This is a genomic window from Nocardiopsis nanhaiensis, assembly GCF_054778635.1.
Genome location: NZ_BAAGZJ010000079.1, coordinates 1 through 13731 on the forward strand (window position 1 = coordinate 1; position 13731 = coordinate 13731).

At 71.0% G+C, this 13731-nt stretch carries 11 protein-coding genes and 1 pseudogene; 9 read left to right on the top strand and 3 right to left on the bottom strand.

Annotation, left to right across the window (positions count from 1 at the left end):
• Window positions 1-126 (top strand): annotated as a pseudogene (locus ACYVD1_RS27570) (IS481 family transposase); the annotation flags it as partial.
• Here ACYVD1_RS27570 and ACYVD1_RS27575 read toward each other — a convergent pair.
• Complete coding sequence (locus tag ACYVD1_RS27575) at window positions 123-527, bottom strand: YkvA family protein (RefSeq protein WP_460777412.1); 405 nt, start codon at window positions 525-527, stop codon at window positions 123-125. The pseudogene ACYVD1_RS27570 and the gene ACYVD1_RS27575 overlap by 4 nt on opposite strands.
• Before the next feature lie 708 nt (window positions 528-1235).
• Between ACYVD1_RS27575 and ACYVD1_RS27580 the strand changes: the two genes are divergently transcribed.
• The 8 genes from ACYVD1_RS27580 to ACYVD1_RS27615 all read left to right on the top strand — a co-directional run bounded on the left by ACYVD1_RS27580 (window position 1236) and on the right by ACYVD1_RS27615 (window position 8998).
• Window positions 1236-2615 (top strand): hypothetical protein, encoded by a 1380-nt coding sequence (locus ACYVD1_RS27580; RefSeq protein WP_460777413.1) that lies wholly within the window; start codon window positions 1236-1238, stop codon window positions 2613-2615.
• A gap of 69 nt (window positions 2616-2684) precedes the next feature.
• On the top strand, window positions 2685-3473 hold the full coding sequence (gene cpaB / locus ACYVD1_RS27585; RefSeq protein ID WP_460777414.1) for a Flp pilus assembly protein CpaB: 789 nt from the start codon (window positions 2685-2687) through the stop codon (window positions 3471-3473).
• Complete coding sequence (locus ACYVD1_RS27590; RefSeq protein ID WP_460777415.1) at window positions 3470-4879, top strand: AAA family ATPase; 1410 nt, start codon at window positions 3470-3472, stop codon at window positions 4877-4879. The genes cpaB and ACYVD1_RS27590 overlap by 4 nt, the downstream gene beginning before the upstream one ends.
• 31 nt (window positions 4880-4910) lie before the next feature.
• On the top strand, window positions 4911-5288 hold the full coding sequence (locus ACYVD1_RS27595) for a pilus assembly protein (RefSeq protein ID WP_460777447.1): 378 nt from the start codon (window positions 4911-4913) through the stop codon (window positions 5286-5288).
• The gene (locus ACYVD1_RS27600; RefSeq protein WP_460777416.1) at window positions 5285-5695 is read left to right on the top strand and encodes a TadE/TadG family type IV pilus assembly protein; all 411 of its coding nucleotides are present in this window, start codon (window positions 5285-5287) and stop codon (window positions 5693-5695) included. The genes ACYVD1_RS27595 and ACYVD1_RS27600 overlap by 4 nt, the downstream gene beginning before the upstream one ends.
• Before the next feature lie 52 nt (window positions 5696-5747).
• Window positions 5748-7073: a CpaF family protein gene (locus tag ACYVD1_RS27605; RefSeq protein WP_460777417.1), complete on the top strand. Its 1326-nt coding sequence runs from the start codon at window positions 5748-5750 to the stop codon at window positions 7071-7073.
• A gap of 49 nt (window positions 7074-7122) precedes the next feature.
• Complete coding sequence (locus tag ACYVD1_RS27610) at window positions 7123-8055, top strand: type II secretion system F family protein (protein ID WP_460777418.1); 933 nt, start codon at window positions 7123-7125, stop codon at window positions 8053-8055.
• Window positions 8056-8098: 43 nt separating this feature from the next.
• Entirely contained in the window at window positions 8099-8998 is a 900-nt protein-coding gene (locus ACYVD1_RS27615; protein ID WP_460777419.1) for a type II secretion system F family protein, read from the top strand.
• 36 nt (window positions 8999-9034) lie between these two features.
• Here ACYVD1_RS27615 and ACYVD1_RS27620 read toward each other — a convergent pair whose 3' ends face one another.
• Both ACYVD1_RS27620 and ACYVD1_RS27625 read right to left on the bottom strand, forming a co-directional pair.
• Window positions 9035-11164, bottom strand: coding sequence for a serine/threonine-protein kinase (locus ACYVD1_RS27620; RefSeq protein WP_460777420.1), 2130 nt, complete (start codon window positions 11162-11164; stop codon window positions 9035-9037).
• Window positions 11165-11328: 164 nt separating this feature from the next.
• On the bottom strand, window positions 11329-13614 hold the full coding sequence (locus ACYVD1_RS27625; protein ID WP_460777421.1) for a serine/threonine protein kinase: 2286 nt from the start codon (window positions 13612-13614) through the stop codon (window positions 11329-11331).
• Between the last annotated feature and the right edge of the window lie 117 nt (window positions 13615-13731).

Sequence of the window (13731 nt, forward strand, 5' to 3'; positions counted from 1 at the left end):
TCTGAGAGCGAGAAGCGGGAGGCGTTCGGCGAGTGGTTGCACGAGTACAATCACCACCGGTTCCATACCGCCGTTGGCGGTCCTCCCGCTTCCCGCGTACCTAACCTCTCTGGTCAGTACACCTAGGACATCCGGGTGCGGGGTTCCTCGGGCTGCTCCTGCGCGCCCTGCGGGTTGGCGTGGTCGAAGGCCTCTTGGGCCTGTCCCTGGCGCTCCCACAGGACGAAGCGCTCGCTCTCGCCCAGGGCCATGGTGGTCAGCCACACGGCGACGGCGATGTCGTCGATCAGACCGAACACCGAGAAGATCAGCTCGGGGATGAAGTCGATCGGCGAGATGATGTAGCCGACCAGGACCAGCATCATGAAGAGCTTGCCGCCGCTGAGCTCGGGGTAGCGGCCGCGCAGCTTGGCGCCGATCATGCGTGGGACCGAGCGCGCCCGCTCCCACACGGAAACCTTGCCGTCGGTGTTCCGAATGACCTGCCAGGCGGCCGCCCCGGCCGCGGCCCGGTTTGCCTTGCGCATCTGGTTCGTCTCCTCGGGGGGCATGGTCTCAGGGGTACGTGCCTTCTCAAGATATGACGCGAATCTGCCCTCAATCGTTCCCGCTGACCCCGCCCGCAATCGCGAAGGAGACGCACGCGACACCGCGGACAGCATCCCGTCACCGGGCGGGGCCGAACCAACCTGTGACGGGTGGGGGCCACGAGACTCAGGGGGCTGCATTTTCGCTGCTGGGGACGTTACCGCAGCGAGTTGTCCACAGCTGTGCCGGTGGACTCTGGTGGTAGCGGGCAAGGAAAGGCATCCTTAGATGGGCGATGTCCCTTTCGCCCCACGCCCAGAAAACCAAACAGAACAAAAAGGACTTAAACCCCCAAAAGACCCCACTCGTTGAGTGGCCACATGCGGCCACCAACGTTCATCCCTCCCGTGAGGTGCACCGGATGCGAGCACAGGATCCCGCCCCCTTCAGCCAGCATCGGAGTCCCGTCACCAACAGGTCAGACACCGCTCCCCCGACGCCAAAATCGCACCACAGAGCGGCACCCGCCCCTCAAGGTGCCACATACCGGGCCTCCCACTGTGTGGCACCCATTCGTTACGATGCGTCCGAGTGGTACCCGATACACCTCAAGCCGCTCCGCATCAGAAATCGCTCAAGTGCGTAGAACCGATGGAGCTTTCCCAGTGTCCAATGCCCCACCTCGGTCGGCGACGACCGTAGCCCTGTTGGCGGATATCCCCAGCACGGGCCATGTGGGCGAGGCCGGAGCGCAGCGGTTCGCCATGCGCGGCGACGGCGTCGGCGCGCGCAGTGCCGCCTTCGTCGCCTTCGCCAGGGAGGAGGCCCGCGCCGGCCGCAAGGTCGTCGCACTCTACCCCGCCTGGCAGGCCTCCGACGCCCAGCGAGCGGTCAACTTCGCCCGCGGTTCCCAGCGCAGCGACAGCATCGCCGGGATCAGCGTCGACCTGTCGCCCCTGGCCCTGTCCCTGATCGCCGACCAGCTCGCCTACCTCGCCCCCTACCTTCCACCGGGGATGGTCGCCGCGCTCTGCGAAGAGCTGCCCAGGCACCTGCTCGCCGGTGCCTGGCTGAGGACCGTGTCCGGGCTCGCCACCCTCCCCACGAACCTGCGCCAGCACATGGGTTCGTACGCGCCGACGGTGTCCTTCCTCGCCTACTGCGCGCCCACCGCGCACGTGGGCCGCCTCCGCCCCTCCGAGGTGGCCAGCGGGCTCCCCTTCCGCCCGGTCCAACCCGTTCAGCTCCTGTGTTCCACGCCGGACCCGAGCATCACCGGGGTGTTCGACGAGCACCTGCCCCGGGCCATCCAGCCGGTGGCCACCCGCACGCTGCCCGCCCAGCCCCTGGGCAGCACCTACTGGGGCACCGGCAAGTACGTGGAGTTCGTGGCGCTGAGCGCCCACCCTCAGGCCCTGGCCTACGCGGCCGGGTCGATCAGGGCGGCGGCGTGCTCCTGGTGCGGCGAGCCCATGTCCGCCAAACCCTGCCCGTTCTGCTCGGCCGACTCCACCGGCAGCCCCGCGCGGTCCCCGTATTCGGCCTCCGCGGCACCGGTCAGCGGACGGCCCTCCTCCCCGCAGCGGTCCCGGCAGCGGAACGGCAGCGCCCGCACCGGCGGGAACCGTCAGCGCCCCGAACAGCCCCTCCCTCCAGCGGGGCCAGGCCGCCACCCGGCCCCGGCGCAGGCCGCCGAACGTCCCCCTGCACCGGCACCGTCAGCGATGCCCGCACCGTCCGCCGCCGGTGCACCGGCACCCGCACCCGCACGGAGCGGACCGCCCAACGGACACGCGCCACCACACCGACCATCGGGGCCGTCGCACGGGCCACCAGACGGGCAACACCCCGGGCCGTCGCCCACCCCCGCGCCCATGCCCACGCCCGCGCCCGCGCCCGCGCAGGAGTACCCGTACGCCGGTCCGCGCTCCGGCCCGCTCCCCACCGACGGCCGGGTACCGGGTCCGCCGCCCGGCGGGCCGCCACCCCCCGGGCACCGACCACCCAGCCCATCCGAAAGGCCGGAAGATCCGCCGGTACCGGACCACGCGGAGCGGCCGGGACCACCGCGGACCTACTCCCGGTAGGGACCACCACCCGCGACCCCGGCTGGGCCAACCGGCCGACGACGACTCTGGAAACGGAAACCACCCCCTATGAACCCCCGTCAGCGACGCGGCGTCCTGCTCATGGTCGTGGCCGGTATCGGCGCCGTCGCCGTGTTCGCCTCCGTCTTCACCTACCTCAGCAACCAGCAGGAACAACTGGGCGAATACACCACCGTCCTGGAACTGGCCGAGGACGTGGACGCCTACCAGCCGATCGGGCAGGACGCGGTCGTCGAGACCGACGTCCCCAACCGGTACTTCGACCCGGACATCTTCCTCACCGACCTGTCCGAGGTCGACACCCCGGCCGACCAGGAGCTCGTGGCCTCCTCCCACCTCGAGGCGGGGGTCTACCTCCAACGCGGCATGGTCGAGCCGCAGCCGACCCTGACCACCGGCGAGCGGGAGATCGCCATCATGGTCGACGCCGAGACCGGCGTGGCGGGCAAGGTGCAGCGCGGCTCGGTCGTGGACATCTACGGCACGTTCCAGGCGAGTGACCACGGCGAGGCCTGCGCGACCCGGGTCATCACCGAGGTGGAGGTCCTCGACATCGGGGAGCTGCGCAGCCAGGAGCAGGAGGGCGGCGGGGTGTCCGGCGTCGTCCCGGTCACCTTCCGGCTCGAATCCCAGGACGCCCTCCAGCTGGCCTACGCCGAGGAGTTCTCCGCCAAGCTCCGGCTGGCCCTGGTCAGTGCCGTCGGCGGCGGCCAGGCGGGCGAAACCCAGTTCTGCGGCGGTGACTTCGACGACCTCATCGAAGAGCAGGAAGAGGCGGCCGAGACCGACGAAGAGACCGACGAGCGGCGCGCGCCGTATGGGGGTAGCAACCGGTGAGTTTCCGAGTCCTGGCGGGGATGCCCAACTCCGAAGCGGAGATGGTGCTCGCCGCACGCTTCGAGGAACTGGTGGACGCCGACCTCGTGGCCATCCGGAGCACCAGCACGGACCTCATCGACGCGGCCGGTGAGCACTCCGAGCTCGACGTGGTCCTCATCCACCAGGACCTGGGACCGGCCCCGGTCTTCGACACCATCCGCGACCTGTCGCACCGGCACCCGCAGCTGGCCATCCTGCTCGTGTCGCCCTCCAAGGACCCGGACACCTTCACCGGAGCCATGGAGGCCGGTGCGCGGGGCGTGCTCTCCACCGACTCCGGGCTGGCCGAGCTGGACACCCGGATCGCCAAGGCGGCCGAGTGGTCGCGCACACTCCGCCGCCACCTGGAGTCGGCGTCGCTGGACCTGCCGGCCTCGGGGGTACGCGGCCGGATCGTGACGGTCAGCGGCGCCAAGGGCGGCGTGGGCACCACCACCTGCGCGGTGCACCTGGCCATGGCCGCGGCCCGCCGTGACCGGGTGGTGTGCCTGGTCGACCTGGACCTCCAGGCCGGCGACCTGCCCGCCTTCCTCAACCTGCAGCACCGCCGCTCCATCACCGACCTCGTGGACTCCTCCGACGACATCAGCCCCGCCATGCTCGCCGAAACCCTCTACGTGGACCCGCGCGGCCCGCACGTGCTGCTCGCGCCGGAGCACGGCGAGCGCGGCGAGGACGTCAACGCACGTGCCGCCCGGCGGGTGCTGAGCGCCCTGCGTTCCCGCTACGAGCTGGTGATCGTGGACTGCGGTTCCAACATGAACGAGGCGACCGCGATGGCCGTGGAACTGGCCGACAGCTCCGTGGTCACGGTGACCCCGGACGTGCCCGCGCTGCGCGGCGCGCAGCGGCTCATGGCGATGTGGGAGCGCCTGCAGATCCGCTCGCACGAGGACGTGTACTCACTCGTCACCCGGCACAGCCGCAAGAACGAGATCCAGCCGGACTTCCTCCAGCAGCTGCTGGGCACCAAGGTGCTGCGCACCCCCGTCCCGGCCGCCTACCGGGCCCTGGAGCCGGGGGAGAACAACGGCGACCCCACCAAGGTGACCGACGAGGGCCTGCGCAAGGCGTTCGCCCGGCTCGCCTCGGAGCTGGACCTGTTCAGCTCGCCCACGGCCTCGGGTAGCAGCGGCCCCGGCAAGGGCGGCCACTCCACCCCACCGGGCGGGGTGCCCCACGGGTTGTCCGGGCCGGGCAACCGCTCCGACGGCCCGGCGGGCCACCCCTCCACCCGGGACGTGTCGGGTTTCCTCAACGGATCGGCCCCGGGACAGGTCAACGGACACGCTGCCCCGCGCGCGGGCGCGCCCGGACCGTGGGGGCACGGCGCTCCGGGACCGGGAGGAGGTACCGGTGCCTGACCAGAACCAGCGCGACCGGGGCGGGGTCATCGTGGAGTTCGCCGCGGTGGTGCCCTTCCTCATGCTGGCACTGGCACTGGTCTGGCAGGTACTCCTGATCGGCATCACCTCCATGTACGCCTCGCACGGGGCCGCGGAGGCGGCCCGGCAGGCGGCGGTCACCCCGGACGACATGGAGCGTGTGGACGAGGAGGCGCGCAAGAGGGTCATGTCTCCGTGGGACGGCGCGGACGTGCTCACCACCGAGGTCGTCGAGCGCGAGGGGGCCCGCTACGCGCAGGTGACACTGGCGATGCCGGTGTTCCTGCCCGGGACGTCCGGCCCGTGGGACATCACCGGTGAGGCGAAGGTCGTCCCCGAGGTCACCCCGCAAGGGGACCCCCAGGACCCTGAGGCGGTGGACCCGTGACCCGCGAGAGCCGACCGTGCCCGCGACGCCACCGCCTGCTGTTCGGCCGACAGCCCCGACGGGACTCCGACCGGGGCGGACCCATCCTGGAGTTCGCCGCGATCCTGCCGATCCTGCTCATCACCGCCGTGGTGGCGATCGAGGCCTTCCTGGCCTTCGTGGCGATCGAACGGATCGAGTCGGCGGCCCGGGCCGGGGCCCGGGTGGCCGGAACCCAGCAGCTGGAGGGGGCCGAGGCCGCGGCCCACGAGGCCCTGCCCAGCTGGCTGGGCGACGCCGACGTCACCAGCGGCGCCAACGACAGCGACGGGTACTACGTCCAGGTCTCCCACCCTCTGCCGGTCGTGTTCTCGGCCGTGGGCTTCGACCTGACGCTGACCCGACGGGTGGACATGCCGAACGTGTGAGCCGGCCGCCGCACGCCGCCACGGCAGACCACCGAAGGAGGAGACGAGGAACATGGGGCTGAAGGACCGCCTGGAGGAGGACCGCGCCGTCGAGGACCGCGCGGACCGGAGCAGTGTGACGCACTGGCGCCGGCGCCTCCTGGACGAGATCAACCTGGAGGACCTGTCGCGGCTGACCCTGGCCCAGCGCCGGGTCCGGTTGGAGAAGGTGGTCGGGCACCTCCTGTCCCGTGAGGGTCCGGTGCTGTCCGACCGCGAGCGTTCGGTGCTGATCCGGCGGGTCGTGGACGAGGCGCTGGGTCTGGGTGTGCTGGAGCCGCTGCTGGCCGACGAGAGCGTCACCGAGATCATGGTGAACGGTCCGGACAACGTGTTCGTCGAGCGCGGCGGGCGCATGGAGCGCGTGGACGCCGCCTTCAACGGCGAGGAGCAGCTGTACCAGACCATCGACCGCATCGTCTCGATGGTCAACCGGCGCGTGGACGAGTCCTCGCCTATGGTGGACGCCCGGTTGCCCAGCGGCGAGCGCGTCAACGTCGTCATTCCGCCGCTGTCGCTGTCCGGGCCGGTGCTGACCATCCGGCGCTTCCCCAAGCCCTACCCCATCGAGGACCTGGTGAGGATGGGCAGCCTGGACCAGGCCACCGGTGTGCTGTTGTCGGCGATGGTCCGGGCCCGGTTCAACATCGTGGTCTCCGGCGGTACCGGTACCGGTAAGACCACCTTCCTCAACGCGCTGTCGGCCTTCGTGCCCACGAGCGAGCGGATCGTCACCATCGAGGACTCCGCCGAACTCCAGCTGATGCAGGAACACGTGGTGCGGCTGGAGTCGCGCCCGGCCAACATCGAGGGCCGGGGGGCGATCGCCATCCGCGACCTGGTGCGCAACGCGCTGCGGATGCGCCCGGACCGCATCATCGTCGGTGAGGTCCGCGGCGCCGAGACCATCGACATGCTCCAGGCGATGAACACCGGCCACGACGGTTCCTTGGTGACGGTGCACGCCAACTCCTCGGACGACGCCATCCACCGGCTGCAGACCCTGGCGACCATGAGCGAGGCGCTCGTCCCCTACGAGGCCATCCGCGACCAGATCAACAACGCGGTTGACGCCATCGTGCACCTGGGCCGCTGGCCGGACGGTTCCCGGCGCATCAACGAGATCTCCGTGGTGTCCTCGCGCCGTCGTGAGGAGTTCCGGCTGGACCGGCTGATGGAGTTCGCGGCGCTGCCGATGAGCACCGAACGCACCGTGGAGGGCGAGTACCGGCACTACCCGCTGCCGCGGCACATCGCCGGACGGATCTACCACGTGGGCGAGACCATCCCCTCCGTGTTCGGAGTGGTCTCCGACGAACGCGCCCAGGGCAGCTGGTGAGCGCCGTCCCCGCGTCCTTCCGGGCGCGCCCGACCCGAAGGGAGACCGGGTGAACTGGCAGATCATGGCGATCCTCGGCGGCACCGCCCTGGTCCTGTTACTGCTGTTGTGGGCGATCTGGGAGTTCGTGGCCAGCTCCCAGCACCGGCGGATGATCGCCGCCCGCAGCGCCCTGGAGCAGGCGGAGTACGACGCGTCCACCCCGATGGCCCGGCTCGACGCCCGCCTGCACCGCACGCAGTGGGGCGGGCGGCTCAGCCGCCGCCTGGCGCGTTCCGGCACGGACGTCCGGCTGTCCGCGTTCCTGGTGGCGCTGGTTGGCGGTGCGCTGCTGGCGGTCGTGGTGGTGTGGCAGATCCTCGCGCCGTTCTTCGGTCTGCTGGCCGCCGCGGGTGTGGCTTTCCTGTTCTTCTCCTACCTGCGCCGGGCCGAGACCAAGCGGCGCGAGGAGTTCACCGGACAGCTGCCCGACCTGGCCCGGGTGCTGGGCAACGCGACCGCGGCCGGCCTCGCGCTCCCCACGGCGGTGGCGATCGCGGCGGACGAGTTGGACGGTCCGGCCGGCGAGGAGCTGGGGCGGATGACCGAGGCGATGAAGCTGGGTGCCAGTTTCGAGGAGGCCGTCGCCGAACTGCGCGAACGCATGCCCTCCCGGGAGCTCGGGGTGCTTCTGTCGACCCTGGTGGTGGCCTCCAGGTCCGGTGGTTCGCTGGTCACGGCGCTGCGCAATATCTCCTCCACGCTGGAGAGCCGTAAGGAGACCCGGCGCGAGGTGCAGACCATCCTCAGCGAGACGACCAGCACCGTGTGGGCCCTCGGGTTCATGTCGGTCGGTGCCCTGTTCATGATCAACGCGATCGAGCCGGGGATCATGCGGACGATGACCACCACGGGGGCCGGGATCGCGGTCCTGTTGGTCGTGGCCGCACTGTTCTTCATCGGTTTCCTGCTGGTCAACCGGATCACCAGGTTCAGGCTGTGACCAAGGCCCCCTGCCAGACCCACCCCCCGAAGGACGGCCCCCGATGAACCTCCTGCCCCTCACGGTCGCGCTGGCCTCCGCGCTGGTCGTCATGGCCGGCGCCTACGGCCTGTACCTGACCATGTCGCAGACACGCGTGCCGGTGGACGACCGGCCGGAAGTACCGCCCACCAAGAGCGACCAGACCTTCGTTCTGCACAGGATCACCGAAATGATCGGGCGCCCCTTCAGGAACGCCGTGCTGGAATCCCTGAGTGACAAGCAGAAGGCGTCCATCGTCCGCAGGATCGACGCCTCCGGCGGCGTGGACGGCCTGACCCTGCGGCGGTACGTCCAGCGCAAGATCGGCGAGGTGGCCCTGTACGGCGGCCTCGCCCTGCTGTTGTTCTCCTCGGGCAACACGTTCCTCGCGCTCGTGGTCCTGGCGTTCGCGGCCCTGACCGACCTGAACCTGTACGTCCAGGCGCAGGAGCGCGCCGACCAGGTGCAGTCGCAGCTGCCGGACTTCCTGGACGTCCTCTCCGTCACCGTGAGCGCGGGCATGTCCTTCCGCGCCGCGGTCGGCCGGGTCGCCGCTTCGATGCCCGGCATCCTCGCCGACGAGTTCACGGTCGCCCTCCGCCAGATGGAACTGGGCACCTCCCGCCGGGAGGCCTTCGAGTCCCTGCGCCGCCGCAACCGCAACGAGTCCCTGAGCAAGTTCGTGACCGCCATCCAGCAGGCCGAGGAGCTCGGCGCCCCGCTGAGCGACACCCTGGTGAACATCAGCCAGGACATGCGCCGCGCCGACGCCCAGTACATGCGCCGCAAGGCTCAGCGCCTCAACCCGCGGGTGACCATCGTGACCGCCACGACCCTGCTCCCGGGCCTGCTGATCCTCATCGTCGGCTCGATGTTCCTGGGCACCGAGGTCGACTTCGGCGCCATCCTCGGCAGCGAATAGGCACCGCGGACGGCGGAGCCTCCGTCGGGCGCGGAGCTACCTGGGCGGGGCCGTCAGCGGTGCGGAGCCGCCGCGGTCAGGGGGCCGGGGCGGCCGGGCCACCGGACCGGTAGCTCGGGGGAGGGAGGTGAGCGCCCGCTTCAGGGTGCCCTCGGCCTGGTACCGGTCGCCGTCGGTGATCAGCCGCCGGACGGCCTCGATCTCGCCGCTGGGCGGGATCCGGGGCAGCTCCCGTCTCTTTCGATAGGTGTAGTAGCCCGCACACACGAAACCGACGGCGGTCAGGAGCACGGCGCCTTCGACCAGGAAGATGGCGTAGTCCCCGAGCAGGGGGACGACGATGCCCCCACACACCAGCGTGACCACGCCCGCTCCGAGGAAGGCGACCACGGAGCTGAAGTTGGCCTCGCGCTCCAGTGCGGCGCGGCTCTCCTCCATCCTGCTCAGGCCACCCAGCCGCTTTTGGACGTGGTCGGCGCCCCGGACCGCCCCGGTGACCGTGCGGATGGCGGCAGCGGCCGCTCTGCGGCGTCCGGCCGGGGCGGCGAGCCCGCTGTCGCGCAGGGCGTCGCGCCAAGGACCCGGGGGCACCTGTTCGGCGGCGGCGTCCACGGCCTCGCCGTCGGTCCGGTCGCCGGTCAGCTCCTCGGCCAGGCGGGACACCAGGGTGGCGGGGCCGGTGTCTACGCGCATGCCCGGGTCGGTGAACCTGCCGTTCAGGTGGGCGGACCATCTCCGGTACCGGTCGGCCAGATCGGCGGCGGTCGGGAACTGTCGGGCCAGCTCCCGGTAGACGTCGCAGGGGAGGTCCGGTGCGCAGGCGTGGTCGGGTTCGGCACAGTGGTGCGGGGCCAGCGACCAGAGCAGTCCCTGGTGGAGTGCCGCGTTCAGCCGTGGTTCTTGCTGGGAGGCGGACGCCAGGCGGGCGATCCCCGCGAGGGTCAGGTCGGTGCCCCGGTAGGTGGGCGGCAGGTCCGGGCGCACGACCGCGACCAGTGAGGCGACCTCCACCTCGGGGCTGAGCCCCCGCTCGTCCTCGACGCCGCGCCGGGCCGGGGAACCCGGGGGCAGCCAGGTGGCGAGGGCCTCCCTGCCGGAGTGGGACTCCATCATGCCGACGGCGTCGTCCCAGCGGTGGCGCATGGCCTCGGCGAGGTCGCCTGGGTAGCGGTACTCCCGGCCAGCGAACGCGAACGGCCCCTCGAGGTGGGTGTGGTACGGCAGTGGCCACTCCGGGGGCCCCGGCCGGGGGTGCGGGGGATCCGTTCGGGCGGACGGGGCCGGTGCCTGCCGGTCGGGGGCGGGCACTTGTTCCGCCTCCGGGACGGGCTCCTCAGGGTCAGGCTCCTTCTGGACGGGCTCTTCAGGGGCCGGGAGCGTGGAAACGGCGATGAGGAGGGAGAGGAGTTCGGCGGCGGTGGGGCGCTTGGCCGGGTCCTTGTCCAGGCACCGGACCACGACGGGGCGAAGGGCCTCCGGGACACCGCCGAGGTCGGGTTCCTCGGAGACCAGCCGGTGCAGGATCGCCGCCGGGTGCGGCCCGTCGAAGGGCGCCTTACCGGTGGCCGCGAACGTGATCACCGAGCCCCACGCGAACAGGTCGATCGCGGAGGTGGCCGGATCACCGGAGATCTGTTCGGGCGCCATGTACTGCGGTGTGCCGATCAGTGAGCTGGAGAGCGTCGTCGAACCCTCCAGGGCCCGGGCCACCCCGAAGTCGATCACCCTGGGCCCGTCCGGGGCGAGCATGATGTTGGCGGGTGTGAAGTCGCGGTGCACGATCTCCGCCGCGTGGATCGCGGCGAGGGCGGTGGCGGTGGAGACGGCGAGCCGTTCCAGGTCGGCGCCGACGCGCGGGCCGCCGGTGCGCACGCTGTGGTGGAGGGTCTCCCCGTCGACGTACTCGGTGACCACCCAGGGGGCATCGGCGTGCGGGTCGGCCGTGACCACCCTCGCGGTACAGAACGACGCCACTTTCCGGGCGAGCTCCACTTCGCGGGCGAACCGTTCCCGGATCCCCTGGTCGTCGGCGTGCTGGGGGTGCATGATCTTGACGGCGCCGAGTTCCCCGGCGGGGCTCTCCCCCAGGTAGACCGAGCCGAACCCGCCGTGCCCCAGCAGGCGGACCAGGCGGTGGCCTCCTACGGTGGCGCCGACCCCGACCAATCCGTGCCTCCGTCACACCGCTCGGCCCCGCGCGGAGGCCCTTCGCCAGGAATGTCCTCGCACATTATCCTGTGCCGCACCGAAGGACACCACCGCCCCTGATAAAGGCCGACCTTTTCTGAAAACGAGATCTCCGCGATAATCTTCGCAATTCCCGGGATCTGCTATTCGGGGAAGACCTCGGAGGGATCCGGGGCTTCGATTCCCACACTCTCGTCGAGGCTGACGAAGGTGTACTCGGCGTGCCAGTGCGAGGGCAGTTCCATGGTGTCCGGGTTCATGTAGTGCGCGGACCCCAGCGACGAGGTGGTGGGAACCGGCATTCGGGCCGAAGCATCCGTGACCTCGAACAGACCTGACCACGAAAGGCTGATCGGCGTCCCGTCCTCGCCGGTGACCAGAACGAACTCCTCCTCGTTGTCGTCCAGACCTCCGGTCAACAGCACCGCGGGTTCGCTGACGAACGCGCCACCCGCCACACTTCCGTCACTTGCCGATGGAGGTGCCGACTGCGTGAAGGTCTCCTCACGCTCGTCGTCGACGCTCCCGTGTTCGACGGCCACCTGCCAAGCATCGATGGGGGTCTCAGGGAAGAGGACGTCGACGAAACCCTCCGTGGTCGGCCCCGTCTCCACCCACGGTTCCTGCTCGTACGCCTCCCCTGCCCGCATAGCGGTCTGCCCGTCGTCCTTGACGACCTCGCTGCTCCAGGTCCCCCCGGTGGGCGCGAGCTGTTGGTCGAGCCAGGCCATCACACCCTCCTCATACCTGACCCGGGAGACGAAGGTCGGGAAACCGCTGCCCGTCGCCTCCGGCAGTTCCTGGTACGGCTCCAGTGTGTGGGTTCCGTGCTGAACTATCAGGACCTCGAAACTGTCCGCTGCGAGGAAGATCTCCTGCGCCTCCTCCGCGAGGTCCATTCCGGTGGGACGCGGCTCGACAGCGGGCTCGGGGGCGGGTTCCGGTTCGGGGGCGGGTTCCGGTTCCGGTGGGGTAGGCGGGTTGTTAGGGTCCGCCGCGGGTCCGGTGGGCGTACTTGTCGGCTCGGCCTGGTCCGGCGCCGCGGGCTCAGAAGGGGCGGCTACCTCGGCCGTCGGCCGGATGAGGGAGTTCAGGTAGTGCGATCCGCCACCGGCGACGATCACCGTGAGGAGGAGGAACACGCAGACAAGGGCCGTGAACTGCACCGAACCCAGAGCTCCTGCCGTACCCGCCGTCGATCCCCCGGACCGCACGGCTGCGCCGGTACCGGACGGGGCCACGGGAACCGACGGGTCCTTTGCCGGAGCGGGCGAGCCAGTCTGGTGTGAGGCGGCCGTACCTGCCGAGTCCGACGCCGTCGACGGAGCGGATTCCGCGGCGGACCCGGACGCGTCTGCGGAGGCGGCCGGCTCTCGTGCGCCGTCCTGTTCCGGGCCTCGAGGGCTCTCCCTCGCTGAACCGGCCGTCCCCGAACCCCCGGCATCACTCCACGGGGCGGCGCTGGCGGTGGCCGCCAGGGTCACGGCGGCGCCCAGCCACCGCTCGGGCCGATCCCAACCGGTGTCGATCCGCGGCCAGTACCGCCCCAGCAGCCCGCGCAACCGTTCCGCCCACGGTTGGCCGTCCTCCGGTCCGAGCAACAGCAGGCACTCCAGGTACGCTTCCTCGGCCCAAGGACGCCCCGCCGGGTCCGACGACAGCGCCCGCCGGAGCAACGGCCTCAACCCTTCCGGCAGGGCGTCCAGCTCGATATCCCCCGTCCTGGCCCTGTGCGCCATCTCCAGCACCGCGGTGCGCCGGTCGGTTCCGGTGGGCGGACGACCGAACGGCGGTCGCCCGGTCGCGGCGAACACCACCAGGCAGGCCCAGGCGAAGACGTCCGAGCTCCGGTCCGGCACCGCCCCCTCATACCGCTCCGGCGCCATCCAGCCCAGGCTTCCCGCGGTACCCGCCGGTGGCGCGGTGCCGACCCGCCGCGCGATCCCGTAGTCGACTACTTTCGGCCCGCCCGGCGCCATCAGCACGTTGCCCGGTTTGATGTCGCCGTGCGCGATCCCCGCCCCGTGGATCGCGGTCAGCGCCTCGGCGCAGCCCGCCGCGAGCAGCACCAGCGGTTCCCCGGTCAGCGGGCCGCTCTCCCGTACGTGGCGGTTGAGGTCGAGGCCGGGGATGTACTCGATCGCCGCCCACGGGCGCCCCTGGTAGGCGCCGGTGGCGTGCACCCCGACCCCGCACACCCCCTCGACGCTGCGCATCAGGTCGACCTCGCGCTCGAACCGAACCGCGTCACGCAGTGCCGGGTGGGCGATCTTCACCGCCACCCGTTCCCCGTGGTCGGACACCCCCGCGTACACGGTGCCCATGCCGCCGCTGCCCAGGCGGCCGATCAGCCGGTACCCGCCCACCACTGCCGGGTCTTCCTGGCCGAGCGGGCTGACGAGGGGCGGGAGGACCGGGGTCGAAGCCATGGGGGATCGCTTTCGGCAGCCGGGGCAGAATCCTCAGGCCGGGGCGGAGCCAAGGCGGTTCGATCGGGGATCAGGGCAGCTGGTCGCGCCCGGTTGGCTTCATGATGAGCGCTGCCA

Excerpts from the sequence above, each read along its gene's own strand:
- ACYVD1_RS27575 (WP_460777412.1), bottom strand. The coding sequence starts at position 527 with ATGCGCAAGGCAAACCGGGCCGCGGCCGGGGCGGCCGCCTGGCAGGTC.
- cpaB (WP_460777414.1), top strand. The coding sequence starts at position 2,685 with ATGAACCCCCGTCAGCGACGCGGCGTCCTGCTCATGGTCGTGGCCGGT.
- ACYVD1_RS27605 (WP_460777417.1), top strand. The coding sequence starts at position 5,748 with ATGGGGCTGAAGGACCGCCTGGAGGAGGACCGCGCCGTCGAGGACCGC.
- ACYVD1_RS27615 (WP_460777419.1), top strand. The coding sequence starts at position 8,099 with ATGAACCTCCTGCCCCTCACGGTCGCGCTGGCCTCCGCGCTGGTCGTC.
- ACYVD1_RS27625 (WP_460777421.1), bottom strand. The coding sequence starts at position 13,614 with ATGGCTTCGACCCCGGTCCTCCCGCCCCTCGTCAGCCCGCTCGGCCAG.